Source organism: Pseudomonas sp. MF08875, from assembly GCF_059862525.1.
Map to the genome: position 1 here is coordinate 179,353 of NZ_JCBCUW010000001.1, position 23,215 is coordinate 202,567.

The 23,215-nt window shown below is 63.2% G+C and carries 20 protein-coding genes; 7 read left to right on the top strand and 13 right to left on the bottom strand.

Features of this window, described 5'->3' with window-relative positions; genetic code table 11:
• Positions 1-58: 58 nt before the first annotated feature.
• From tsaB to ppc, 3 genes are all read right to left on the bottom strand, one after another.
• Complete coding sequence (gene tsaB, locus AC19YT_RS00875; RefSeq protein ID WP_095108112.1) at positions 59-733, bottom strand: tRNA (adenosine(37)-N6)-threonylcarbamoyltransferase complex dimerization subunit type 1 TsaB; 675 nt, start codon at positions 731-733, stop codon at positions 59-61.
• A gap of 89 nt (positions 734-822) precedes the next feature.
• On the bottom strand, positions 823-1,470 hold the full coding sequence (gene adk / locus AC19YT_RS00880; RefSeq protein ID WP_095108111.1) for an adenylate kinase: 648 nt from the start codon (positions 1,468-1,470) through the stop codon (positions 823-825).
• A gap of 278 nt (positions 1,471-1,748) precedes the next feature.
• Positions 1,749-4,379 (bottom strand): phosphoenolpyruvate carboxylase, encoded by a 2,631-nt coding sequence (ppc, locus tag AC19YT_RS00885; protein WP_500609563.1) that lies wholly within the window; start codon positions 4,377-4,379, stop codon positions 1,749-1,751.
• A 212-nt stretch (positions 4,380-4,591) separates the two neighbouring features.
• Here ppc and AC19YT_RS00890 point away from each other — a divergent pair, with 212 nt between their 5' ends.
• The 3 genes from AC19YT_RS00890 to lptF all read left to right on the top strand — a co-directional run bounded on the left by AC19YT_RS00890 (position 4,592) and on the right by lptF (position 6,484).
• Positions 4,592-4,936 carry a pilin assembly protein gene (locus tag AC19YT_RS00890; RefSeq protein WP_095108109.1) on the top strand — a complete coding sequence of 115 codons (345 nt, stop codon included), beginning with the start codon at positions 4,592-4,594 and terminating at the stop codon, positions 4,934-4,936.
• Positions 4,937-5,222: 286 nt separating this feature from the next.
• The gene (locus tag AC19YT_RS00895) at positions 5,223-5,636 is read left to right on the top strand and encodes a DUF4398 domain-containing protein (RefSeq protein WP_095108108.1); all 414 of its coding nucleotides are present in this window, start codon (positions 5,223-5,225) and stop codon (positions 5,634-5,636) included.
• A 59-nt stretch (positions 5,637-5,695) separates the two neighbouring features.
• Complete coding sequence (gene lptF, locus AC19YT_RS00900) at positions 5,696-6,484, top strand: lipotoxin F family OmpA-related lipoprotein LptF (RefSeq protein ID WP_095108107.1); 789 nt, start codon at positions 5,696-5,698, stop codon at positions 6,482-6,484.
• A gap of 55 nt (positions 6,485-6,539) precedes the next feature.
• Here lptF and pcaD read toward each other — a convergent pair whose 3' ends face one another.
• From pcaD to pcaR, 5 genes are all read right to left on the bottom strand, one after another.
• The gene (gene pcaD / locus AC19YT_RS00905; protein WP_095108106.1) at positions 6,540-7,331 is read right to left on the bottom strand and encodes a 3-oxoadipate enol-lactonase; all 792 of its coding nucleotides are present in this window, start codon (positions 7,329-7,331) and stop codon (positions 6,540-6,542) included.
• A 342-nt stretch (positions 7,332-7,673) separates the two neighbouring features.
• Positions 7,674-8,879 carry a 3-oxoadipyl-CoA thiolase gene (pcaF, locus tag AC19YT_RS00910; RefSeq protein ID WP_500596861.1) on the bottom strand — a complete coding sequence of 402 codons (1,206 nt, stop codon included), beginning with the start codon at positions 8,877-8,879 and terminating at the stop codon, positions 7,674-7,676.
• The gene (locus AC19YT_RS00915) at positions 8,876-9,655 is read right to left on the bottom strand and encodes a CoA-transferase subunit beta (RefSeq protein ID WP_095108103.1); all 780 of its coding nucleotides are present in this window, start codon (positions 9,653-9,655) and stop codon (positions 8,876-8,878) included. The genes pcaF and AC19YT_RS00915 overlap by 4 nt, the downstream gene beginning before the upstream one ends.
• On the bottom strand, positions 9,655-10,512 hold the full coding sequence (locus AC19YT_RS00920) for a CoA transferase subunit A (protein ID WP_500596730.1): 858 nt from the start codon (positions 10,510-10,512) through the stop codon (positions 9,655-9,657). The genes AC19YT_RS00915 and AC19YT_RS00920 overlap by 1 nt, the downstream gene beginning before the upstream one ends.
• Positions 10,513-10,675: 163 nt before the next feature.
• Positions 10,676-11,518 carry a pca regulon transcriptional regulator PcaR gene (gene pcaR, locus AC19YT_RS00925; RefSeq protein WP_095108101.1) on the bottom strand — a complete coding sequence of 281 codons (843 nt, stop codon included), beginning with the start codon at positions 11,516-11,518 and terminating at the stop codon, positions 10,676-10,678.
• 644 nt (positions 11,519-12,162) lie between these two features.
• On the opposite strand from pcaR, the gene AC19YT_RS00930 reads away from it, so the two are divergent.
• Both AC19YT_RS00930 and AC19YT_RS00935 read left to right on the top strand, forming a co-directional pair.
• Positions 12,163-12,363: a hypothetical protein gene (locus AC19YT_RS00930; RefSeq protein WP_095108100.1), complete on the top strand. Its 201-nt coding sequence runs from the start codon at positions 12,163-12,165 to the stop codon at positions 12,361-12,363.
• A 374-nt stretch (positions 12,364-12,737) separates the two neighbouring features.
• A complete protein-coding gene (locus AC19YT_RS00935; protein ID WP_095108099.1) occupies positions 12,738-14,213 on the top strand; it encodes an inorganic phosphate transporter in 1,476 nt (491 codons plus the stop codon).
• 147 nt (positions 14,214-14,360) lie between these two features.
• Here AC19YT_RS00935 and ccoM read toward each other — a convergent pair whose 3' ends face one another.
• From ccoM to AC19YT_RS00950, 3 genes are all read right to left on the bottom strand, one after another.
• Positions 14,361-14,477 (bottom strand): cytochrome c oxidase subunit CcoM, encoded by a 117-nt coding sequence (gene ccoM / locus AC19YT_RS00940; protein WP_015634423.1) that lies wholly within the window; start codon positions 14,475-14,477, stop codon positions 14,361-14,363.
• Between the two features lie 144 nt (positions 14,478-14,621).
• A complete protein-coding gene (locus AC19YT_RS00945; RefSeq protein ID WP_095108098.1) occupies positions 14,622-14,783 on the bottom strand; it encodes a hypothetical protein in 162 nt (53 codons plus the stop codon).
• A 67-nt stretch (positions 14,784-14,850) separates the two neighbouring features.
• The gene (locus AC19YT_RS00950; protein ID WP_095108097.1) at positions 14,851-15,192 is read right to left on the bottom strand and encodes an aspartate-semialdehyde dehydrogenase; all 342 of its coding nucleotides are present in this window, start codon (positions 15,190-15,192) and stop codon (positions 14,851-14,853) included.
• A gap of 230 nt (positions 15,193-15,422) precedes the next feature.
• Here AC19YT_RS00950 and rapA point away from each other — a divergent pair, with 230 nt between their 5' ends.
• Positions 15,423-18,269 carry an RNA polymerase-associated protein RapA gene (gene rapA, locus AC19YT_RS00955; RefSeq protein WP_500596732.1) on the top strand — a complete coding sequence of 949 codons (2,847 nt, stop codon included), beginning with the start codon at positions 15,423-15,425 and terminating at the stop codon, positions 18,267-18,269.
• A gap of 87 nt (positions 18,270-18,356) precedes the next feature.
• Here rapA and AC19YT_RS00960 read toward each other — a convergent pair whose 3' ends face one another.
• Complete coding sequence (locus tag AC19YT_RS00960; RefSeq protein ID WP_095108095.1) at positions 18,357-19,775, bottom strand: spinster family MFS transporter; 1,419 nt, start codon at positions 19,773-19,775, stop codon at positions 18,357-18,359.
• 341 nt (positions 19,776-20,116) lie between these two features.
• Here AC19YT_RS00960 and AC19YT_RS00965 point away from each other — a divergent pair, with 341 nt between their 5' ends.
• Positions 20,117-22,408 (top strand): putative bifunctional diguanylate cyclase/phosphodiesterase, encoded by a 2,292-nt coding sequence (locus AC19YT_RS00965; protein WP_095108094.1) that lies wholly within the window; start codon positions 20,117-20,119, stop codon positions 22,406-22,408.
• Here the strand turns inward: AC19YT_RS00965 and AC19YT_RS00970 are convergent.
• Positions 22,299-23,195, bottom strand: a complete 897-nt coding sequence (locus tag AC19YT_RS00970; RefSeq protein ID WP_500609564.1) for an NAD(P)-dependent oxidoreductase — start codon at positions 23,193-23,195, stop codon at positions 22,299-22,301. The genes AC19YT_RS00965 and AC19YT_RS00970 overlap by 110 nt on opposite strands.
• Positions 23,196-23,215: the final 20 nt, after the last annotated feature.

Sequence of the window (23,215 nt, forward strand, 5' to 3'; positions counted from 1 at the left end):
AGGTTTAAAACCGCAGGGAAATTGCCGGGAAAACAGACGATTGGCGGGGCTGCGCGGCTCAACGGGCCTTGGGCGTCGCCACTTTGTCGCGCAGGTACACGGGTTGGGCCTGGTCGGCAGGGACGGCTTCGCCCCGTTCCCAGGCGAAACGCGCCAGGGTCAGCAGGTCTTCGGCGTGGGGCAGCATGGCCGCGTCCTGGCCGCACAGGCTGACGCCAATGCGCTCGCCATAACCCCAACCGGTGCCGGCGCCGAACCAGTCGCCACTGGCGTCAGCCGGCAATGCCGCCACTTGCGGTGGCAATACCGCTTCGCTGCCGGCCAAGCGCATTTCGCCGTCGATGGCGCGGTAGCAACCCCAGTACACCTCGTCCATGCGCGCGTCGATGGCGGCCGCCACTTGCACGGCGCCGTGTTCGCGCAAGGCGCGCTGCGCCAGCACCGCCAGGTTGGACACCGGCAACACCGGGCGCTCCAAGGCGAACGCCAGGCCCTGAACCACGCCTATGGCGATCCGTACACCGGTGAAGGCGCCAGGGCCGCGGCCGAACGCGATGGCGTCCACCGCTTGCAGCGTAGTGCCCGCCTCGGCCAGCAATTGCTGGATCATCGGCAGCAGCTTTTGCGCATGCAGGCGCGGGATCACCTCGTAATGGCTCGTCACCTTGCCGTCGTGCAGCAAGGCGACGGAGCAAGCTTCGGTCGCGGTGTCCAGGGCCAGCAAGGTGCTCATCGATGTTTCCGTCACAGAGAAAAAAGTGCGCCAGTATAAACAACAACGGCCCGCAAGCGGGCCGTTGGCGATAAAGCCGATCAGGCTTATCAGCTCAGTGCTTCAAGCACTTTACCGGTGATGGCTTCGACCGAACCCACGCCCGCGATGTGGCTGTACTTGGGTTTGCCCTGGCTGGCGGCCAGGTTCTGGTAGAACTCCACCAGCGGCTTGGTCTGGGAATGGTAGACCGAGAGGCGATGACGCACGGTTTCTTCGGTGTCGTCCTTGCGCTGCACCAAAGGCTCGCCGGTAACGTCGTCTTGGCCTTCGGTTTTCGGCGGGTTGTAAATGGTGTGGTAAACGCGGCCGCTGGCCTCGTGAACACGACGACCGGCGATGCGCTGGACGATTTCTTCGTCGTCAACGGCGATTTCCACCACGTGGTCCAGCTCGACGCCAGCCTTCACCAAGGCTTCAGCCTGGGGAATGGTGCGCGGGAAGCCGTCGAACAAGAAACCGTTGGCGCAATCAGCCTGGCTGATGCGTTCCTTGACCAAGTTGATGATGAGGTCGTCGGACACCAGGCCGCCGCTGTCCATCACGCTCTTGGCGATCAGGCCCAGTTCGGTGCCGGCCTTGACCGCAGCACGCAGCATGTCGCCGGTGGAGATCTGCGGAATGCTGAATTTTTCGGTGATGAACTTAGCCTGAGTACCTTTTCCGGCCCCGGGAGCTCCCAGCAGAATTACGCGCATCGATGTGCTCCTCAATTTTTTATTTAGTAACGCTCGGATTCGCCGCGTGGGGCCAATCTGAAAAAGGGGGTAGTGGCCGCCCAAACGGCCAAAGGCTGCTCAAGATACACAGCAGGCCCTGCCCACACAAGCCGCCGAAAGTAGCAAGAACCGCCGCCGCCGTGGCTCTTGCGGGCGGGTATGCCAAGTCGCAACCCGACCACGAAGTCGCCGCCGATGGCCGGTTGCAGTGGCGTGCAACCCGCGCCGGGCGCCCCGCCACCACCACTCCCGATTCCTCAGCCGGTATTGCGCAACCCGGCGGCGATTCCGGCTACAGACACCAGCAGCGCCTGTTCTACGGGGCTGCCCTGGGCCGTCTCCTGCTGCCGGGAACGGGCCAGCAGTTCAGCTTGCAGCAGGTGCAAGGGGTCCAGGTAGGTATTGCGCAAACGGATGAATTCCAGCGTCGCCGGGCTGTGGGCCATGAGTTGCGACTGGCCGGTCAGCCCCAGCACCACGGCGCAGGCCTGCGACAATAGGTCGCGTAAATGCGCGCCCAACGGCAGCAGCTCTGGCTCCACCAGGCGCTCGTCATAGGAGCGGGCGATATCCGCGTCGGCCTTGGCCAACACCATCTCCAGCATGTCGATGCGGGTGCGAAAGAACGGCCACTGTTCACGCATCTGTGCCAGCAACTCGCCCTCGCCCCGCTCCAGGGCCTTGCTCAGGGCCGATTCCCAACCCAGCCACGCCGGCAGCATCAGGCGCGATTGGGTCCAGCCGAAGATCCACGGGATCGCCCGCAGGCTTTCAATGCCCCCGGCGCGGCGCTTGGCCGGGCGGCTGCCCAGAGGCAAACGGCCCAGTTCCTGCTCAGGGGTGGACTGGCGGAAATACTCGACAAACTGCGGGTTCTCGCGCACCACGGCGCGGTACGCGGCCACGCCGTCGGCGGCCAGTTCGTCCATCAGCCCGCGCCAGGCCGGCTGCGGCGGCGGAGGGGGCAGCAGGGTCGCCTCCAGCACGGCGGCCAGGTAAAGGTTGAGGTTTTGCTCGGCGATGTCCGGCAGGCCGAATTTGAAGCGGATCATCTCGCCCTGCTCGGTGGTGCGAAAACGCCCCGCTACCGAACCCGGCGGCTGCGACAGGATCGCCGCATGGGCCGGGCCGCCGCCACGCCCGACGGTGCCGCCACGGCCGTGGAACAACAGCAGTTCCACTTGCTGCTCACGGCAGATGTCCACCAGGCGTTCCTGGGCCCGGTATTGCGCCCAGGCCGCGGCGGTGGTGCCGGCGTCCTTGGCCGAGTCGGAGTAACCGATCATCACTTCCTGCGGCCCTTGCAGGCGCGCGCGGTAGCCCGGCAACAGCAACAGTTTCTCGATCACCGGCCCGGCGTTGTCCAGGTCGGCCAGGGTCTCGAACAGCGGCACCACACGCATCGGCCGCAGTACGCCGGCCTCCTTGAGCAGCAGTTGCACCGCCAACACATCAGAGGCCGCACCGGCCATGGAAATCACGTAAGAGCCCAGGGACGCCCCCGGCGCGGCGGCGATTTCCCGGCAGGTGGCGAGCACCTCGGCGGTCTCGCCCGACGGCTTGAAGTGGCCGGGCAGCAAGGGCCGGCGGTTGCTCAGTTCACGCAGCAAAAAGGCGATGCGGTCGTCTTCGCTCCAGTCGCCGTAGCGGCCCAGGCCCAGGTAGTCGGTGATCTCCGTCATGGCCGCGGTGTGCCGCGAGGAATCCTGGCGCACGTCCAGGCGTACCAAAAACAGGCCAAAGGTCACCGCGCGGCGCAGGCAGTCGAGCAGCGGGCCGTCGGCGATCACGCCCATACCGCATTGGTGCAGGGATTGGTAGCAAAGCAACAGCGGCTCACGCAGGTCGCGGTTGCTGTGCAGCACCTCGGCCGGCGCCGGCGCGTTCTCGGCCAGCGAGGCCTGGGCCCATTGCCGGGTGGCGCGCAAGCGATCGCGCAGTTGCTTGAGCAGGGTCCGGTAGGGTTCGGCGCTGTCGCCCACGCGGGCACGCAGCTCATCGCTGGCCTGCTGCATGGACAACTCGGCGGCCAGGTGTTCGATGTCGCGCAGGAACAAATCCGCCGCCATCCAACGCGCCAGTAACAGCACTTCGCGAGTCACCGGTGCCGTGACGTTGGGGTTACCGTCGCGGTCGCCGCCCATCCACGAGGCGAAACGGATCGGCGCCGCCTCGAGGGGTAAATGCAGGCCCGTGGCGGCGAACAGCGCCTGGTCGGCCTTGCGCAGGGAATTGGGGATGGCGTGCCACAGCGAATGCTCGATCACCGCAAAGCCCCACTTGGCTTCGTCCACCGGGGTGGGCCGGGTGCGGCGGATTTCTTCGGTGTACCAGGCCTCGGCGATCAACCGCTGCAAACGCTGGTGGATCTGCTCGCGCTCGGCGCGGGTCAGGTCGCGGTGATCCTGGGCGGCCAATTGGGAGGCGATGGCGTCGTACTTCTGGATCAGGGTGCGGCGCGCCACTTCCGTGGGGTGGGCGGTGAGCACCAGTTCGATGTCCAGGCGCCCCAATTGCCGGGCCAGGGCCTCGGCGCCATGGCCTTCGGCCAGCAGGCGGGCGAGCAGTTCGGGCAGCACCCGGTCCTCGAACGGCGCCGGTTGCGAGTCGTCGCGCCGGTGGATCAACTGATACTGCTCGGCAATGTTGGCCAGGTTGAGGAACTGGTTGAACGCCCGCGCTACGGGCAGCAACTCGTCTTCGCTCAACTGGCCGAGGGTGGCGCTCAGTTGCGCGTCCACGGCGCCCCGGCGGTCGGCCTTGGCGCTTTTACGAATCTGTTCGATCTTGTCGAGAAAGCCTTCCCCGTACTGTTCCCGGATGGTGTTGCCCAACAGCTCACCCAACAGGTGAACGTCTTCGCGCAGGCGCGCATCAATATCGGTCATCTACGGTTTCTCCAGCAGGCTCGGGGGCGATGGACAAGGCGCCAGAGTGCCGCCGCTGCCGGGTTCTTACAAGCCTTGTAGCAAGCGGGCTTGCCCGCTTGCTACAACAAACTCTTTAAACCTTGTGGGCAAGGGCTAGTCTCAACTGTGAGCCGTATCGCGGCTTGCCACTCACTACGGCCTGCCACGAGCAGGCAATCACTGAGGTTGCCATGAAAATCCGAGACCTGGCCCAGCACTGGGAAGAAAACGCCAAGGGCCGCCTGACCGACACCGGTTACACCATTCGCCTGGACGTCGAGGCCGCCGCACGCCTGGCGGCCATTGCCGAGATGTACCCCAAGCGCCACCCCGAAGAACTGCTCGGCGAGTTGATCGGCGCCGCCCTGGAAGAACTCGAAGCGAGCTTCCCTTACGTGCGCGGCGCCCAGGTAGTGGCCACCGACGAGGAGGACAACCCGCTGTACGAAGATGTCGGCCCCACACCGCGTTTTCTCGCCCTGTCCCGTCGTCATTTGCATGAGCTGGCTTCGGCCCCCGACAAACCCAAGCACTGACCGCCCTCGCCTCCTCGGCTACCCCCTCTGGCTACTCCCACGCCCCTCCCGGGCTGGGAGTACCCCTGGGCGCGGCAAAAGTTCCCGTTCTAGAGCCTCGCGTGCCCAATCAATTTATTTTCGGGCAATTGGCCATCTTCTCTGAACTATTCAAAAACGCCTCGGGTCACAGCCAGTACGCCAAGACTGGAACGGTCGTTTTAATTCACGCCCGCAGCCCTTCGCCCATTTGCCGCGACGGCACCAGTCCAGGACGCATTTTTTGATGTTTTTAAGGAGTTACCCAATGGAGTTGAAGACGATGAAGACCAGCACTGCCAAAACCACGTTTAACCATCTGCGCGGGCTCAAATTGGCCGCGCTGGCAATCGGTAGCACCTTCATTCTGGCCGGTTGCGCTGGCAACCCGCCGAGCGAGCAGTACGCCGTCACCCAGTCTGCGGTCAACAGCGCAGTCACCGCTGGCGGCACCGAGTTCGCGGCCGTGGAAATGAAAGCTGCCCAGGACAAACTCAAGCAGGCCGAACTGGCCATGCACGACAAAAAGTACGACGAAGCCAAGCGCCTGGCCGAACAAGCCGAGTGGGACGCCCGCGTCGCCGAGCGCAAAGCCCAGGCCGCCAAGGCTGAGCGCGCTGTTCAGGATGCCCAGAAAGGTGTTCAGGAATTACGTCAGGAAGGCATGCGCAGCGTGCAATAAGCCGCCGCATCCACCACGCGAAACCTGCACCCTTATATCGATAGAAAGGACGAACCATTATGCGTAAACAATTGATGATCCCAGCTCTTCTGGCCCTTAGCGTTGGCTTGGCCGCGTGCTCCACGCAGCCCAACGCCAACCTGGAACAGGCGCGCACCAACTACTCCGCCCTGCAGGCCAACCCGGCTGCGAGCAAAGTCGCCGCCCTGGAAACCAAGGACGCCAGCGAATGGCTGGACAAGGCCGACAAAGCCTTCCAGGACCGCGAAGATGAAGCCAAGGTCGATCAACTGGCCTACCTGACCAATCAACGGGTCGAGGTTGCCAAGGAAACCATCAACCTGCGCACCGCTGAAGCCAACCTGAAGAACTCCGCCGCCCAGCGCGCCCAGGCTCGCCTGGATGCCCGTGACGCGCAGATCAAGCAGTTGCAGAACAGCCTCAACGCCAAGCAAACCGAGCGCGGCACCCTGGTGACCTTCGGCGACGTGCTGTTTGCCACCAACAAGGCTGAGCTCAAATCCAGCGGCCTGGTCAACATCAACAAACTGGCGCAATTCCTGGCCGAAAACCCGGACCGCAAGGTGATTGTCGAAGGCTACACCGACAGCACCGGCAGCGCGGCGTACAACCAGTCGCTGTCTGAGCGTCGCGCCAACTCGGTGCGCATGGCCCTGGTAAAAATGGGTGTCGACCCGGCCCGCATCGTGGCCCAGGGTTATGGCAAGGAATACCCGGTTGCTGAAAACAGCAGCGTTTCGGGCCGCGCCATGAACCGTCGCGTGGAAGTCACCATCTCCAACGACAACCAACCTGTAGCACCGCGTTCGACCGTCAGCGTCAACTGATTAGGTTTCACGCGTAAGAACCGGGCCCAAGGCCCGGTTTTTTTACGCCTGGCGATCAAGGCGCCAGCAGAAATTGCAGCACCCGCTCACTGAACGCAGCACCGGCCTGCACGTTGGACAGGTGCGCGGCATAGAACTCGGCGTATTCGGCGCCCGCCACACGGGCCTGGATAAAGTGGCCGCCTGAAGGTGGCGTGACGGCGTCTTCGCTGCCGCTGATAACCAGGGTCGGCACCTTGATGGCGCCCAGTTGCTCACGCAAATCGGCATCGCGCACCGCCGCGCAGTTGGCCGCGTAGCCTTGCGGCGAGGTGGCGGCGAGCATGTCGGTGATCTTACCGGCCTGTTCGGGGTGGGCCTGCGCGAAATCGGCGGTAAACCAGCGGGCAATCGACGCATCACGCAGGGCCACCATCGCCGCCGCGCCGTCACGCAGTACCGTTTCGATGCGCGGGTTCCACACCGACGGCTCGCCAATCTTCGCCGCCGTGTTGCACACCACCAGTTTGCCCAGCCGCTCACCCGCATTGATGCCCAGCCACTGGCCGATCAGGCCGCCCATGGACAAGCCGCAGAAATGCGCCTGGCGGATCTCCAGGGCATCGAGCAAGGCCAGAACATCGCCGCCCAACTGCGCGATGCTGTAGGGCCCCGGCGTCACCAGCGACCGGCCATGGCCGCGGGTGTCGAGGCGCAGAACGCGAAAATGCTCGGCGAACGCCGGGACCTGGGCGTCCCACATATGCAGGTCGGTGCCCAGGGAGTTGGACAACACCAGCACGGGCGCACCTTGCGGGCCATCGAGTTGGTAGTGCAGTTCGCCCTCGGCGAGTTGAACAAAAGCCACAGCAGCCTCCTTCCAGGCACAGTCAAAAAGAACCGCCCGCCGAACCGGCGAGTGGTGGTCAATCAAAGATCGTGGTGCAAATACGCCGCTTGCTTGGGCAAGCGCAAGCTGAACAGGAACGCCACCGCCATCATCGCCGTGACGTCCCAGTAAACGCTGTTCTCCATCCCCAGGAATTTAAGCCCCCAGAGTGGCTGCTCGCCCAACCGCTCGGGCGTGTGGTCAGAGTGAAAAGGTTGATCGCAGCATTGATCGAGGCTGGCATACCGCGATCGTCGGATCGCCGCCCGGACCCAGCCTGCGCCCACAACACGCCCCACCATTGCCACTACGGGGCCTGGCTCAGACCCGCTCGATCGCCAATGCCAACCCCTGCCCCACGCCCACGCACATGGTGGCCAGGGCTTTTTTGCCGCCGCTGTGTTCCAGTTGGTGCAGTGCCGTCAGTACCAACCGCGCACCGCTCATGCCCAGTGGGTGGCCGAGGGCGATGGCGCCGCCGTTGGGGTTGACCTGAGGCGCGTCGTCGGCCAGGCCCAGCTCACGCAACACTGCCAAGCCCTGGCTGGCGAAGGCTTCGTTGAGTTCGATCACATCGAAATCACTCACCGCCAGGCCCAGGCGCTCGGTCAGTTTGCGCACCGCTGGCACCGGGCCGATACCCATGACCCGCGGCGCCACACCGGCGCTGGCCATGCCCAGTACCCGTGCGCGCGCGGTCAAGCCGTGCTTTTTCACCGCTTCGGCCGAGGCCAGGATCAGCGCCGCCGCGCCGTCATTGACCCCCGAAGCGTTGCCGGCGGTGACGGTTTTGTCCGGGCCGTTGACCGGTTTGAGCTTGGCCAGGGTGTCCAGGGTCGTGTCACCGCGCGGGTGCTCGTCCTGCTCGACCAGCGTTTCGCCCTTTTTATGGGCAACGCGCACGGCGACGATTTCTTCGGCAAAAAAGCCCCGGGCCTGGGCCGCCGCGGTGCGTTGCTGGCTGCGCAGGGCAAAGGCATCCTGGTCGGCGCGGGAGATCGCGTAATCATCGGCCACGTTATCGGCGGTCTGCGGCATCGCATCGACACCGTACTGGGCCTTCATCAACGGGTTGATGAAACGCCAGCCGATGGTGGTGTCTTCGAGTTTCATGTTGCGCGAGAACGCGGCGTCGGCCTTGCCCATGACGAACGGCGCGCGGGACATGGACTCCACCCCGCCGGCAATCGCCAACTCCATCTCGCCACTGGCGATGGCGCGGAACGCCGTGCCGATGGCGTCCATACCCGAAGCACAGAGGCGGTTGAGGGTCACGCCCGGGATGGTTTCAGGCAAGCCGGCCAGCAACAGGGCCATGCGCGCCACGTTGCGGTTGTCCTCACCGGCCTGGTTGGCGCAACCGAGGAACACCTCGTCCACCGCGCTCCAGTCCACCGACGGGTTGCGCTCAAGCAGCGCCTTGATCGGCACGGCGGCCAGGTCGTCGGCGCGCACGCCGGCCAGGCCGCCACCGAAGCGGCCGATGGGGGTGCGGATCGCATCGCAGATAAAAACGTCGCGCATCAGGCTTCTCCCGGTGCCTGGCCATGGGCCACGGCGGTGCGTGCTTCAAGGTCGCGCAGGGCGGTCAGTTCCACCTCGGTGGGCGCGGCGGTGTGTTCCACCTGCTCGGCAAAGCGCACCGGCCAACCGGTGGCGGCCACCACTTGCTCGCGGGTCACGCCCGGGTGCAGCGCGGTGACGACGAATTCGTGGGTGCCGGCCTCCGGTTCCATGATGCACAGGTCAGTGATGATCCCCACCGGCCCGGCACCCGGCAAGCCCAGGCGCTGGCGCGAATCGCCACCTTCGCCGTGGCCGACCGAGGTGATGAAGTCGAGCTTCTCGACAAAGGAGCGCGAGGACTGCTTGAGGATAATCAGTACGCTCTTCGCCGAACCGGCGATCTCCGGCGCACCACCGGCACCCGGCAAGCGCACCTTGGGCTGGTGGTAATCGCCCACCACCGTGGTGTTGATGTTGCCGAAGCGGTCAACCTGGGCGGCGCCGAGGAAACCGACGTCAATGCGCCCGCCCTGCAACCAATAGCGAAAAATCTCACCGGTCGGCACGACGGTGTCAGCGGTTTCCGCCAGTTCGCCGTCACCAATGGACAACGGCAGCACCGTGGGTTTGGCGCCAATCGGGCCGGATTCGTAGATCAGCACCACGTCGGGCGAGGAGGTCAGGCGTGCGAGGTTGGCAGCCTTGGAGGGCAAGCCGATGCCGACGAAGCACACCGAGCCGTTTTTCAGGCGACGGGCAGCGGCGACGGTCATCATTTCATTGGTGGAGTAAGCCATTAGTGAGCCTCCGAAGCGGCGGCCAGTTTGGCCTGGAATTCGCTGAAGTCAGCGCTGCCGTGGATGTATTCGTTGATCCACGCGGTAAAAGTCTCACGGTCGCGGGCGATAGGGTCCCACGCTTGGTAGAAACGGTTATCGCGTTGGGTATAACCGTGGGCGTAGGACGGGTGGGCGCCGCCCGGCACGTGGCACACCGCGCTCAACGCCCAGGTCGGCAATACGCAGGCGTTCATCGGCGCATTCAAGTCATCAACTATTTCTTCCACGGTAACGATGCAGCGCTTGGCCGCCAGGGCCGCTTCCTTCTGCACACCGAGAATGCCCCAGAGCAGCACGTTGCCCTTGCGGTCGGCTTTCTGGGCGTGGATCACGGTGATGTCGGGGCGCACCGACGGCACTGCCGCCAACACTTCGCCAGTGAAGGGGCAGGTCACGGTCTTAATCAGCGGGTTGACCTTGGGCAAGTCGGAACCGGCGTAGGCCCGCAGTACCGCGAACGGTAGGCCAGAGGCACCAGCCACGTAGGCGTTAGCCAGGTCGGCGTGGCTGTGTTCTTCGATTTCCAGGGCGTGAGGCCAGTGTTTTTCCACGGCATCGCGCAGGCGATGGAGGGAACCGACGCCGGGGTTGCCACCCCAGGAGAAAATCAACTTGCGCGCGCACCCGGCGCCGATCAACTGGTCGTAGATCAGGTCCGGCGTCATGCGTACCAACGTCAGGTCTTTCTTGCCCTGACGAATGATTTCATGACCCGCAGCCGTAGGAATCAGGTGAGTGAAGCCTTCGAGTGCGACGGTGTCACCGTCATTGACGAATTGCTTCACCGCGTCGTGCAGCGAAAGGATTTCAGCCATGGAGTGGGCTCCCGGGGTTGACCGACATGGACACAAAGGCGCGTAGGGTGCGCCGCGATGCCTGAAGGTTAAGCCGGGGAAAAATGCCAAACAATCCGATAATCGACTAAGTGTTCGATTATCGAACGCATTATTGTCTAGCTATCAAAGTCTGCTGCCGACCTCAGGCGAACAGTTGGGCGCTGAGGTCGCGGCTCGCTTCCAGCAAGCCTGGGAGGAAGCGTTGTTGCAGGTCATCGCGGCTGACCCGCCCGGCGTGGGTGCTGATGTTCAGCGCCGCCAACACCTGGCCGGAGGCGTCATACACCGGCACGGCGATGGAACGCAGGCCTTGCTCCAGTTCCTGGTCAACGATGCACCAGCCCTGCTGGCGCACCTGCTGCAGGCATTCGAGCAAGGCCTGGGGGGTGTGCAGAGTGCGGCGGGTCTTGGCTTGCAGGTCGGCGTGGTCGAGGTAGTCGCGCAGCGACACATCGTCCAGGGCTGCCAACAGAATCCGCCCCATGGAGGTGCAGTAGGCCGGCAGGCGCCCGCCCACCGACAGATCGACGGAAATCAGGCGCTGGGTGGTGGCGGAACGGGCGATGTAGAGAATGTCCTCGCCTTCCAGGGTGGCCATGTTGCAGGCCTCGTGCATTTGCTCGCTCATGCGGTCCAGGTACGGCTGGGCCGACACGGCCAGGGGCGTGGACGACAGATAGGCGTGGCCCAGGGTCAGCACTTTGGGCAACAGCGAATAGGTACGGCCGTCGGTGGTGGCGTAGCCGAGTTTAATCAGGGTGTGCAGGCAGCGGCGCACGGCGGCGCGGGGAATTTCCGTACGGTGGCTGATCTGGGCGATGGTCAGGTGACGCTTGCGCTCCTGAAAGGCCTGAACCACGGCCAGGCCACGGGCCAGGGAGGTCATGAAATCCGGGTCGCCGGTCAGCGCCTGGATACGCTTGGCCGGCGAGGCGACGATGGGTGGCGCCACGCAAGTGAAGGCATTGCGCAATTGATCGTTCATTGCTGGTCCTCGGCCATGGCGGCACTGGCGCTTCTTATATATAGAAGGAAAAGCTACGGCAGGTGGGGTAGAACCGGGCGATTATCGAACCAACGACCGATAATCGCAATTCATCCAGGGCCAGGCTCAGACTATTTACCCAGCGTTATTTAAAGGTCAAGCCTACCGGGTACTACCGTGCGCAATCGAGGCAGTTTTAATCTTCGCGCAACCGCCAAGGCCTTAGAGTTGACGCGTGATTAGATGTTCAAGCTGGAACTTGCGCACATCGACGCAACGCACAAGTTGAAGACTTTTAACTTCTGGTGATAGTGTTATTCAACCCGGCCGCTATAATGCCAGCCACTGGCGCCGGGATTTATTCAGGTTTCCGGATCCAACTCCCGCAGGTAGCTACCGTTCCACCGGCGCTACCTGCTGTCACCGTCGGCACTTATTCAGTTCCCCCGGTATTTGCAGTTGCTGGTAAATACACTGTCTCACGGCAGTGGTTTTGATCGAGTGCCGTGCCCCGCGCAACATGGATGCTGCCTGGCCAACCGAGGGTACTGCGGTGGAGCGCTAATGCGCCGCGCCCGACTTGACCGATGGCAGAGTTGCCGGCGTATCGCCAGAATTAATCTCAACTTGATAAAGGTAATACTGTGACGAAAGAAGAACTGCGCGCAGAACTTGAGCGCCAGGAACAACGTTACAAGGAAGTTTACGGCGGGGAAGTCACCACCTACGCCGCCCAACCTGAACCGGAACGCAAACCTTGGCGTAAACGCGCCAGCATTCTCGATCAGGCTTTTACCCAAGAACTGGAAAAAATGGAAAAGGAACTCAAGGCGGACGAGCCCTAGCGGCAACTGCTGCTATTCCTGACCCCGTCCCACGTCGCCGGCAAAACCTGCGGCCGGGCGGTCAACCGTCACCCCGCACGGCATACGCGAGCGGCACCTCATTAGCCCCGCGGGTGAGGTAGAAAGTCACGGGCAGCCTTCTTGCTGAAATTTCGTACAGTGCTTTCAACCCTTTGGCACAACCGCGAAGACGCTGCCTGCTCATGGCATTCTCAATAAAATCAAACCCTTGCTTCACCCTGAGAAAACCCGAGCGGCAAAATCGTCCTACAAAATATTTCGTTGAAGAATGTTACCGATGAGCAGCTAGTGCATCGATTACCAGGGTTTTCTGGCATAATCGCGCCCCCTTACGACCGGGTCAGAAAACCTTCATGATCGATTTATTCAGCGGACTAGATGCTTGGGTGCTTGTGAGCCTCTTGCTCGCCCTGGCCTTTGTCCTCGCCTTCGAGTTCATCAACGGCTTTCATGACACCGCTAACGCGGTTGCCACTGTTATCTACACCAAAGCCATGCCACCCCACCTGGCCGTGTTCTTTTCCGGTGTGTTCAATTTTCTGGGCGTGCTGCTCGGCGGCGTGGGCGTGGCCTATGCCATCGTCCACCTGTTGCCGGTGGAGCTGCTCATCAATGTGAACACCGGACACGGGCTCGCCATGGTGTTCTCGTTGCTCGCCGCGGCGATCACCTGGAACCTGGGCACCTGGTACTTCGGTATCCCGGCCTCCAGTTCCCACACGCTGATCGGTTCGATCCTCGGTGTGGGCCTGGCGAATGCGTTAATCAACGACATTCCCCTGGCCGATGGCGTCAATTGGCAGAAAGCCATCGATATCGGCGCGTCCCTGGTGTTCTCGCCCATGGCCGGTTTCCTGGTCGCGGCCCTGGTGCTGATCGGCCTGAAATGGTGGCGTCCACTGTCCAAGATGCACAAAACCCCGGACCAGCGCCGCAAACTCGACGACAAGAAACACCCGCCGTTCTGGAATCGCCTGGTATTGGTGATTTCGGCCATGGCCGTGAGCTTCGTGCACGGTTCCAACGACGGCCAGAAAGGCATCGGCCTGATTATGCTGGTGCTGATAGGCATCGTGCCGGCGCAGTTCGTCCTCGACCTGAACAGCACCACTTACCAGATCGAGCGGACCCGCGACGCCACCTTGCACCTGAGCCAGTTCTACCAGCGCAACAGCGATTCGCTGGGTGAGTTCCTGGCCCTGGGCAAGAACATCAAGGATGACCTGCCGGAGAAGTTCCGCTGCAACCCGCAGCAGACCGAACCGACCATCGCCGCCCTGCTCGGCACCCTCAAGGGGGTTTCTGACTACCATTCGCTGTCTTCCGAGAGCCGCATCGAAGTGCGTCGCAATCTGCTCTGCCTGGACGACACCGCGAAGAAAGTGGGCAAGCTGCCTGGCCTGGCCGCGCGTGAGAAGTCCGACCTGGACAAACTGCGCAAGGACTTGACCGCCACCACCGAATACGCGCCGTTCTGGGTCATCCTGGCCGTCGCCCTGGCCCTGGGGCTAGGCACCATGGTCGGCTGGAAACGCGTGGTGCTGACCATCGGCGAGAAGATCGGCAAGCAGGGCATGACCTACGCCCAGGGCATGTCGGCGCAGATCACCACGGCATGCATGATCGCCATGGCCAACATCTTTAGCTTGCCGGTATCGACCACCCACGTGCTGTCTTCTGGCGTGGCGGGCACCATGGTTGCCAACAAAAGCGGCCTGCAAGGCGGCACGGTGAAAACCATCCTGCTGGCCTGGGTGCTGACCCTGCCTGCCACCGTCGGCCTGTCGGCCGGCTTGTTCTGGGCAGCGTCGAAAGTCCTCGCCAGCTGATTCCAGGCGCAGGACAAAAAAAGGTGCACCCGCAAGGGTTGCACCTTTTTTTATAGTCGTCGGCGCCACCAGCACTTTCTTGCGGGCAAAAAAAAGGGCAACCGAAGTTGCCCAAAATGCCTTGCGTGCTCGTGTAACTGAAAAGACCTATGGCTTTTTGCGCTTATTTGCGTCTTTCCAGATGAAGAATCCAAACCCTGCAAAAAACAGAACCATGAGGCCGACTGTCAGCACTCCGGCTATCACCACATTATCGAAAAACATGACTGGCCTCCTGCGCTCGCCTTGTTGCGATGGAGCTAAGTTAACCAATCGGCGGGAGGAGAAAATTGACCGGGATCAATGGCGCCCGCAAGAGCGCGCAAAGGAGGGGGAATAACTGACGTGCATCAACAAATACGGGGGGTTTCAGCGTTTTTTCGGTTTGTTCTTCGGCTTTTTCTTCGCCTTGCCCAACGGCATGGCCTGCTCGAACGCGTTGCGCACTTCGTTCAGGCGTTTTTCCTTGAGGTCATGGATACGCTTGGTGCGTTCGCTATTGAGGTCGATCAGGTTGTCGTCTTGGCTCATGAGGCTCGCCTGGCAGTCGGGTTCAGGGGCGTTGCAAGCGCCAGAGTAAGGAGCCCGCGCGCGCAAATCAAACCTCGACGTCCACCCACAGGCCTTGGCGCGGTTGCTCTTCCATCAAGGGCGCCACCGGCACGGTGTTGTCGCTGTTGAGTTCATCGCCCGGGATCGCCAAATGCTCCTCGGGGTCTTGCTGGGCCTCGCGCTCGCGCTGTTGGCGCTGCTGGCGGCGCTGCTGTTCTTCACGCAGGAGCAAGGCGGCCTGTTCGGCATCGCGTTTTTGCAGGTCGATGGTGCTTTCATTGGAGCCGGGTTGCACCGGTACAACCGGCGGAATATCCGGTTTGACGCGCACGGGGTCCTGTTGCGAGGTGATGGGGACGACGCTCAACGGCAAGATCGGTGGCAGCATGATTGTTGTTCTCCTGTGGGCAGGCTGTCGGCTGCACGGTCGGCGACTTGAGCCGCCGGTCGCAAACTTGTGACCGGATAGGCACTGATAAGTGCCTTATGTGCTGCAAACAACCCGCAAGGGCCGACGGCCCGACGAGACTTATCTACGCCCAAACGCCGCTAATCCTTTGGCCTCAAGGCCTCGTTCCGCTAGAATAGTCGGCTTTTTCATGGCGGGAGTCAGGCAGCATGGCGCAGCAGTATCAACCGGGGCAACGCTGGATCAGTGACAGCGAAGCCGAGCTAGGTCTAGGCACCGTTCTGGCACAGGACGGTCGTTTGCTGACCGTGCTCTACCCGGCCACTGGCGACACTCGCCAGTATGCGCTACGGAATGCGCCCCTCACCCGTGTGAGGTTTTCCCCGGGCGATACGGTCACTCATTTCGAAGGCTGGAAAATGACCGTGCGCGAAGTCGATGATGTCGACGGGCTGCTGGTCTACCACGGCCTCAACGCGCAAAACGAAGTGGTCACCCTGCCGGAAACCCAACTGTCGAACTTCATCCAGTTCCGCCTGGCCAGCGACCGTCTATTCGCCGGCCAGATCGACCCGCTGGCGTGGTTCTCCCTGCGCTACCACACCCTGGAACACACCAGCCGCCAGTTGCAGTCGCCGCTCTGGGGCCTGGGGGGCGTGCGCGCCCAACCCATCGCGCACCAATTGCACATCGCCCGTGAAGTGGCCGACCGAATCGCCCCACGGGTACTGCTGGCCGACGAAGTGGGCCTGGGCAAAACCATCGAGGCCGGCCTGGTCATCCATCGCCAGTTGCTCTCGGGCCGCGCCAGCCGCGTGCTGATCCTGGTGCCGGAGAACCTGCAGCACCAATGGCTGGTGGAAATGCGCCGCCGCTTCAACCTGCAAGTGGCGCTGTTCGACGAAGAACGCTTTATCGAAAGCGATGCCGGCAACCCGTTCGAGGACACTCAGTTAGCCCTGGTGGCCCTGGAATGGCTGGTGGACGACGAGAAGGCCCAGGACGCGCTGTTCGCCGCCGGCTGGGACCTGATGGTGGTCGACGAAGCTCACCACCTGGTGTGGCACGAAGACCAGGTCAGCCCGCAGTACGCACTGGTCGAGCAACTGGCCGAAGTCATCCCCGGCATCCTGCTGCTCACCGCTACCCCCGAGCAACTGGGCCAGGACAGCCACTTCGCGCGCCTGCGCCTGCTGGACCCCAACCGCTTCCACGACCTCCACGCCTTCCGCGCCGAAAGCGAGAACTATCGCCCGGTGGCCGAAGCCGTGCAGGAGCTGCTGGACCAGGGGCGCCTCTCCCCGGCCGCCCACAAAACCATCCACGACTTCCTCGGCAACGAGGGCGAAGCGCTGCTCACCGCCGTCAATGACGGTGACACCGAAGCCAGCGCCCGCCTGGTGCGCGAGCTGCTCGACCGCCACGGCACCGGCCGCGTGCTGTTCCGTAACACCCGCGCCGCCGTGCAGGGCTTCCCCCAGCGCAAACTGCACCCGTACCCGCTGCCCTGCCCTGACGAATACCTGGAACTGCCCCTGGGCGAACACGCCGAGCTGTACCCGGAAGTCAGCTTCCAGGCCCAGCCGGACGCCAGCGAAGAAGAACGCTGGTGGCGCTTCGACCCCCGCGTGGAGTGGTTGATCGACACCCTGAAAATGCTCAAGCGCACCAAAGTCCTGGTGATCTGCGCCCACGCCGAAACCGCCATGGACCTGGAAGACGCCCTGCGTGTGCGTTCCGGGATTCCGGCCACGGTGTTCCACGAAGGCATGAACATCCTGGAGCGCGACCGCGCCGCCGCGTACTTCGCGGATGAAGAATTCGGCGCCCAGGTACTGATCTGCTCGGAAATCGGCAGCGAAGGCCGCAACTTCCAATTCGCCCACCATTTGGTGCTGTTCGACCTGCCTTCCCACCCGGACCTGCTGGAGCAACGCATCGGCCGCCTCGACCGGATCGGCCAGAAGCACGTCATCGAACTGCACGTGCCGTACCTGGAAACCAGCCCGCAAGAGCGCCTGTTCCAGTGGTATCACGAGGCCCTCAACGCGTTTCTCAACACCTGCCCTACCGGCAACGCCTTGCAGCATCAGTTCGGCCCGCGCCTGCTGCCGCTGCTGGAAAACGCCGATGATGGCCAGTGGCAAGCGCTGATCGACGAGGCCCGCGGTGCTCGCGAAGCCCTGGAAAGCGAACTGCACACCGGCCGCGACCGCTTGCTGGAACTCAACTCCGGCGGCGCCGGTGAAGGCGAGGCGCTGGTGGAAGCGATTTTCGAGCAGGACGACCAGTTCGCCCTGCCGATCTACATGGAAACCCTGTTCGACGCCTTCGGCATCGACAGCGAAGACCATTCGGAAAACGCCCTGATCCTCAAGCCCAGCGAAAAAATGCTCGACGCCAGCTTCCCCCTGGGCGACGACGAAGGCGTGACCATCACTTACGACCGCAACCAGGCGCTGTCGCGCGAGGACATGCAGTTCATCACCTGGGAACACCCCATGGTGCAGGGCGGCATGGACCTGGTGCTGTCCGGCTCGATGGGCAACACCGCCGTCGCGCTCATCAAGAACAAGGCGCTCAAGCCAGGCACCGTGTTGCTGGAACTGCTCTACGTCAGCGAAGTGGTCGCCCCGCGCGCCCTGCAGCTGGGCCGCTACCTGCCACCGGCGGCCCTGCGCTGCCTGCTGGACACCAACGGCAACGACCTGTCGGGGCGCGTGTCGTTCGAGACCCTGAACGATCAACTCGAAAGCGTTCCACGGGCCAGCGCCAACAAGTTCATCCAGGCCCAACGCGACCAGTTGACGCCACGGATCAACGCCGGCGAAGCGAAAATCACCCCTCGCCACGCCGAGCGCGTCGCCGAGGCGCAACGTCGCCTGGCGGCCGATACCGACGAAGAACTGGCACGCCTGACCGCGCTGCAAGCCGTCAACCCAAGCGTGCGCGACAGCGAGCTGGTGGCCCTGCGCCAATTGCGCGAGCAAGGCCTGGCCATGCTCGACAAGGCTGCCCTGCGCCTGGAAGCGATCCGGGTGCTGGTGGCCGGCTGACCCCTACCGCGGTACCGCGCAAAAACAAAAGGCCCGCAGTGATGCGGGCCTTTTTCATTTATTACTGGCGGCTGACACGCCGCGTACTCAAGCCGTTACCGCCCTCGCCCCCATCACCGGCGCAGCGCTCATGCCCTCCTTCATGCGTTGGGCGTCGCGCACAAAGCAGCGCGAGGCCAGCACCAAAAACACCATGGTCAGCAACAGTGCCCCCGGGATCAGGTACATGGCGTCGTGCAGGCCCACGGCCTTGAAGGCTTCGCTCATTTGCTCAGCGCCAGCGGCCAGCATCGCGGTGTGGGCGAAGTGGTCCGACAGCGCGCCCACCACCACCGGGCCCAAGCCGCCGCCCAGCAGGTACAGGCCGGCGAAGAACAGCGCCATGGCCGTGGCCCGCAGGCGCGGCTCGACCACGTCCTGGATCGCGGTGTAGACGCAGGTATAGAAGTTGTAGGCGAACAGCCAGCCCACGCTGAACACCGCGACGAAGACGCCGATCTCGACGCGCCCGGCGTGCAGCGCCCAAGCAGTGGCCAGGGTGGAGATCACCATACTCGCGGCGGCGAACAGCAGGCGGCCGTTGGCCACCCGTTGGTGGATTTTGTCGGCCACCCAGCCACCCAGCGTCAGGCCCACCAAGCCGGTCAGGCCGACAATCACCCCGGTGGCCACCGCCGCTTCCTGCAAGGGCAGCAGGAAGTAGCGTTGCAGCATCGGCACCATGAACGAGTTGCAGGCGTAGGTGGCGAAGTTGAAGGTCAGGCCTGCCAGCACCAGCCACAGAAAGGTCGGGATCGCCAGTACGCGACGCACCGGGCGCTCGACCCGCTCCTGGGACACTTGCACGGTTTCCGCCGCGCCGCGCTTGGGTTCCTTGATGAAGAACATGAACACCGCCAGCAGCAGGCCCGGCACCGCGGCAATGAAGAACGGTGCGCGCCAGCTATCGAATGCCTTGACCATCGCGCCGATGGTGAAAAACGCCAGCAACAGCCCCAACGGCAAGCCCAGCATGAAAATGCCCATGGCCCGCGCCCGCCGATGGGCCGGAAACAGGTCGCCGATCAGCGAGTTGGCCGCCGGTGCGTAGCTGGCTTCGCCGATGCCGACGCCCATGCGTACCAGCAGGAAAGTCCAGAAACTGCCGACCAGGCCATTGACCGCCGTCAGCCCGCTCCAGGCCGCCAGGCCCCAGCCCATCAACTTGGCCCGCGAGCCGTTGTCGGCCATGCGCCCCAGCGGTAGCCCGGCGATGGCGTAGACGATGGTAAAAGCGGTGCCGATGATGCCGATCTGGAAGTCGCTCAGGCTCCACTCCATCCGGATCGGCTCGATGATGATGGCCGGGATGGTGCGGTCGAAGAAGTTGAACAGGTTCGCAAGGAACAGCAGGAACAGAATGCGCCAGGCATTCGACGCTTGCTTCGAGTTCTGCATGGGGGCGTCTCTTTTTTTTGTTGTTATTGGAGCTGCACTGCCATGAACTCCGCAGCCCGGAACCCGCAATCTAGTCAGCCTGCCGGGTGCTGTCTGTAATGATTCGTAAAGCTGATACCGCGCTATGGCCCGGCCTCGCGTAAGAAGAGGGCGCCCCCGCGCCGGGCTGCGCAGCGCGCCCCGGCGGTGTGGAGCCCTATGGATTTTTGCGGCCGCTACGTGGCCGAGCGCGGGCGAGCCTGCTTGCTACAAAGGCAAATGGGGTTATTGCCAATCGATCTTGAGCCCAGCGCAAAATCATTGACACTAATATGCCACTACCGCTTGCAGTGTCAGAAGGCCTTCTATACTCCAGCCATTGGCCAGTATTGATCGCGCTGGCGCGGGCTGACTCTCAAACGGGACACGCTATGGATTGGCTTGGTTTGCAATTCGTTACCCAGCTCCCGGAAAGCGGGCAAGTCATTCTCGATTGCACTCACAACCCCTTTCTGCTGCTTCTGGCGTATGTGGTGGCATGCGCCGCCAGCTTCGCCGTGCTGGACATGGCCGAGCGCCTCAGCCATGTGGAGAAACCCGCGTCCCAGAGCCTCTGGCGCTGTGTCGGGGCGCTTTGCCTGGCCGGCGGGATCTGGACCACCCACTTCATCAGCATGCTGGCGTTCCAGGCACCGGTCGAAATCCATTACGCCCTGCCCATCACTTTCGCCTCGTTGCTGATCGCCTTGATCGCGTCGTACCTGGCCATGCTCACCCTCAGCCACACCCAGTTGAGCCTGGGCCGCTACCTGCAAGCCTCGGTGTGGATCGGCCTGGGCATCGCCACCATGCATTACGTGGGCATGGCCGCCCTGCATTCCAACGCTACGCCCTACTACAACCCGCTGCTGTTTGGCCTGTCGATCCTCATCGCAATCGGCGCCAGTGTCGCCGCCCTGCTGCTGTCGCGGCACCTGCGCAACGGCAGCGGCATGTTCCACCAGTTACTCAAGTACGGCGCCAGCCTGGTGCTGGGCGCGGGCATCCTGAGCATGCACATGACCGGCATGTGGGCCCTGAGCCTGGTGCTGCCGGCCGGCGAGCAGCCGCTACTGCCGGCGGCCGAAAGCAACCACACCCAACTGGGCCTGAGTATCGCCGTGATCGCCCTGCTGATTATCGGCAGCAGCATCAGCGCGGCCCTGGCCGACAAGAAGCTGCAAAGCAAGGAGCACGACCTGCGTCGGGTCAACGCCTTGCTCAGCCAACTGGACCAGGCGCGGGTGTCCTTGCAGCATGTGGCCCATTACGACGCCCTGACCAACCTGATAAACCGCCGCGGTTTCAATCAGATCTTCGCCGAGAAACTCATCGAAAAAACCACCTTGGGCGGCATGTTGGCGGTGATCTTCCTCGATATCGACCATTTCAAGCGCATCAACGACAGCCTCGGCCACGACGCCGGCGACGCGTTGCTCAAGGTGCTGGCCAGCCATATCAAAAGCGCCACCCGTAGCCATGAAGACGTGGTGGCGCGCTTTGGTGGCGACGAATTCTGCATCCTTATCAGCGTGCATGCGCGCGACGAAGCCCAGCACATGGCCCAGCGCATCATGCAAAAGATGAAGGACCCTATCGAGCTGGCCGGGCGGCGCATGGTGATGACCACCAGCATTGGCATCAGCATGTTCCCCGACGACGGTAAAACCAGCGAAGAGCTGCTGAAAAACGCCGACCTGGCGCTGTACCAATCCAAGGGCACGGGGCGCAACAGCCTGCATTTCTTCAGTTCCAGCATGAAAACCAAAGCCACCCTGGAACTGCAACTGGAGGAGGAATTGCGCAACGCCCTGCGCGACGACCATGACCTAGTGCTCTATTACCAGCCAATCTTCAACCTCAAGACCGGCCAGGTGAGCAAGGTTGAGGCCCTGGTGCGCTGGCAGCACCCGGTCCACGGCTTGCTGGTGCCCGAACGATTTATCGGTATCGCCGAAACCAACGGCCTGATCGCCGAGCTCGACAGTTGGGTGCTGCGCACCGCGTGCCGTGACCTCGCCCACCTGTCCCGCCAGGGCTACCCGGAGCTGAAAGTAGCGGTGAACTGCTCGGCCCTGAACCTGACCCGCGAAGAACTGCCCGGCGAGATCGACACCGCCCTGCGCTCCGCCGACGTGGCGCCGTCACGCCTGGAACTGGAGGTCACCGAAAACGCGCTGATGGGCAACATCACCAACACCCTCAACCTGCTGCGGCACATTCGCGCCCTCGGGGTGTCGTTGTCGATCGATGACTTCGGCACCGGTTATTCATCCCTGGCGTATCTCAAGCGTTTGCCGCTCAACACCCTGAAAATCGACCGTTCGTTCATTCAGGACATTCCCCACTCCACCCCGGACAAGGAAATCGTCCAGGCCATTATCGTCATGGCCCACACCCTGCATTTGCAGGTGGTCACAGAGGGCGTGGAGACCGAGGCGCAGTACGACTTCCTCAGCTACTACGGCTGCGATTTCGCCCAGGGTTACCTGTTCAGCCATCCCCTTGCCCTGGCTGACCTGCCCCAGGTGCTGCGCGAGATCAACCAGCAGCGCTACCGGCCACCGGCCACCCTCAGCCTGCTGAGCGCGGCGCGCGGTACAGATGGACCAGGGTCGAAGGATCTTGCTCCCGAAACCCCTGACCACTGTGCAAACGCATCAACTGGGCAGCCAATCCGCTGAGCGGCGTGGCTGAACCTTGCTCGCGGGAAAACTTAACCGCGCCATCGAGATCCTTGAGCAACGTGCGCACGTGCCACTTCACCGGCTCGAAACGGCTCTCGGCCATTTGCGGGGCGAGGATCTGGAGCGGCCGCGAGTCGGCAAAACCGCCGGCCAGGGCCTCGGCCAGCAGGCTGGCATCCACCCCGGAGCGTTCGGCCAGCGCCACCACTTCGGCGATCACCAAGGCATTGCACGCCACGATCATCTGATTGCAGGCCTTGGTCACCTGCCCGGCCCCCACCGCGCCCATGTGGGTGATGCGCTGGCCCAGGTGCAGGAGGATCGGCCGCACCCGCGCCAGGTCCGCGGCCTCGCCGCCAGCCATGATCGCCAAGGTGCCCGCCTCGGCGCCCGCAGTACCGCCCGATACCGGCGCATCCAGCCACCCCATGCCCGTTTCGGCCTCAAGCCTGGCGGCCATTTCCCGCGTGGCGGTGGGTTCCAGGCTGGAAAAATCCACCAGCAACTGCCCCGTTTTCGCGCCAACCGCCACGCCTTCAAGGCCAAACACCACTTCCTGCACCACCGCGGTATCGGCCAGGCACAGCATCACCACGTCTGCGTGCTCGCACAGTTGCGCAGGTGCGGCCACTTGCCGCGCCCCCGCTGCCACCAGTGGCGCACATTTATCCGGGTTGCGGTTCCACACCGTTAGCGCGAAGCCCGCTGCCAGCAGCCGGCGGCACATCGGCAAGCCCATCAGGCCAATGCCCGCGAAGGCCAATGAAGGTAACGCCGCATTCATAAATCGCTCCTACAAGATTA

Coding starts and splice junctions, on each gene's coding strand:
- tsaB (WP_095108112.1), bottom strand. CDS start 733: ATGAGCACCTTGCTGGCCCTGGACACCGCGACCGAAGCTTGCTCCGTC.
- adk (WP_095108111.1), bottom strand. CDS start 1,470: ATGCGCGTAATTCTGCTGGGAGCTCCCGGGGCCGGAAAAGGTACTCAG.
- ppc (WP_500609563.1), bottom strand. CDS start 4,379: ATGACCGATATTGATGCGCGCCTGCGCGAAGACGTTCACCTGTTGGGT.
- AC19YT_RS00890 (WP_095108109.1), top strand. CDS start 4,592: ATGAAAATCCGAGACCTGGCCCAGCACTGGGAAGAAAACGCCAAGGGC.
- AC19YT_RS00895 (WP_095108108.1), top strand. CDS start 5,223: ATGGAGTTGAAGACGATGAAGACCAGCACTGCCAAAACCACGTTTAAC.
- lptF (WP_095108107.1), top strand. CDS start 5,696: ATGCGTAAACAATTGATGATCCCAGCTCTTCTGGCCCTTAGCGTTGGC.
- AC19YT_RS00915 (WP_095108103.1), bottom strand. CDS start 9,655: ATGGCTTACTCCACCAATGAAATGATGACCGTCGCCGCTGCCCGTCGC.
- AC19YT_RS00920 (WP_500596730.1), bottom strand. CDS start 10,512: ATGGCTGAAATCCTTTCGCTGCACGACGCGGTGAAGCAATTCGTCAAT.
- pcaR (WP_095108101.1), bottom strand. CDS start 11,518: ATGAACGATCAATTGCGCAATGCCTTCACTTGCGTGGCGCCACCCATC.
- AC19YT_RS00935 (WP_095108099.1), top strand. CDS start 12,738: ATGATCGATTTATTCAGCGGACTAGATGCTTGGGTGCTTGTGAGCCTC.
- ccoM (WP_015634423.1), bottom strand. CDS start 14,477: ATGTTTTTCGATAATGTGGTGATAGCCGGAGTGCTGACAGTCGGCCTC.
- AC19YT_RS00945 (WP_095108098.1), bottom strand. CDS start 14,783: ATGAGCCAAGACGACAACCTGATCGACCTCAATAGCGAACGCACCAAG.
- AC19YT_RS00950 (WP_095108097.1), bottom strand. CDS start 15,192: ATGCTGCCACCGATCTTGCCGTTGAGCGTCGTCCCCATCACCTCGCAA.
- rapA (WP_500596732.1), top strand. CDS start 15,423: ATGGCGCAGCAGTATCAACCGGGGCAACGCTGGATCAGTGACAGCGAA.
- AC19YT_RS00965 (WP_095108094.1), top strand. CDS start 20,117: ATGGATTGGCTTGGTTTGCAATTCGTTACCCAGCTCCCGGAAAGCGGG.
- AC19YT_RS00970 (WP_500609564.1), bottom strand. CDS start 23,195: ATGAATGCGGCGTTACCTTCATTGGCCTTCGCGGGCATTGGCCTGATG.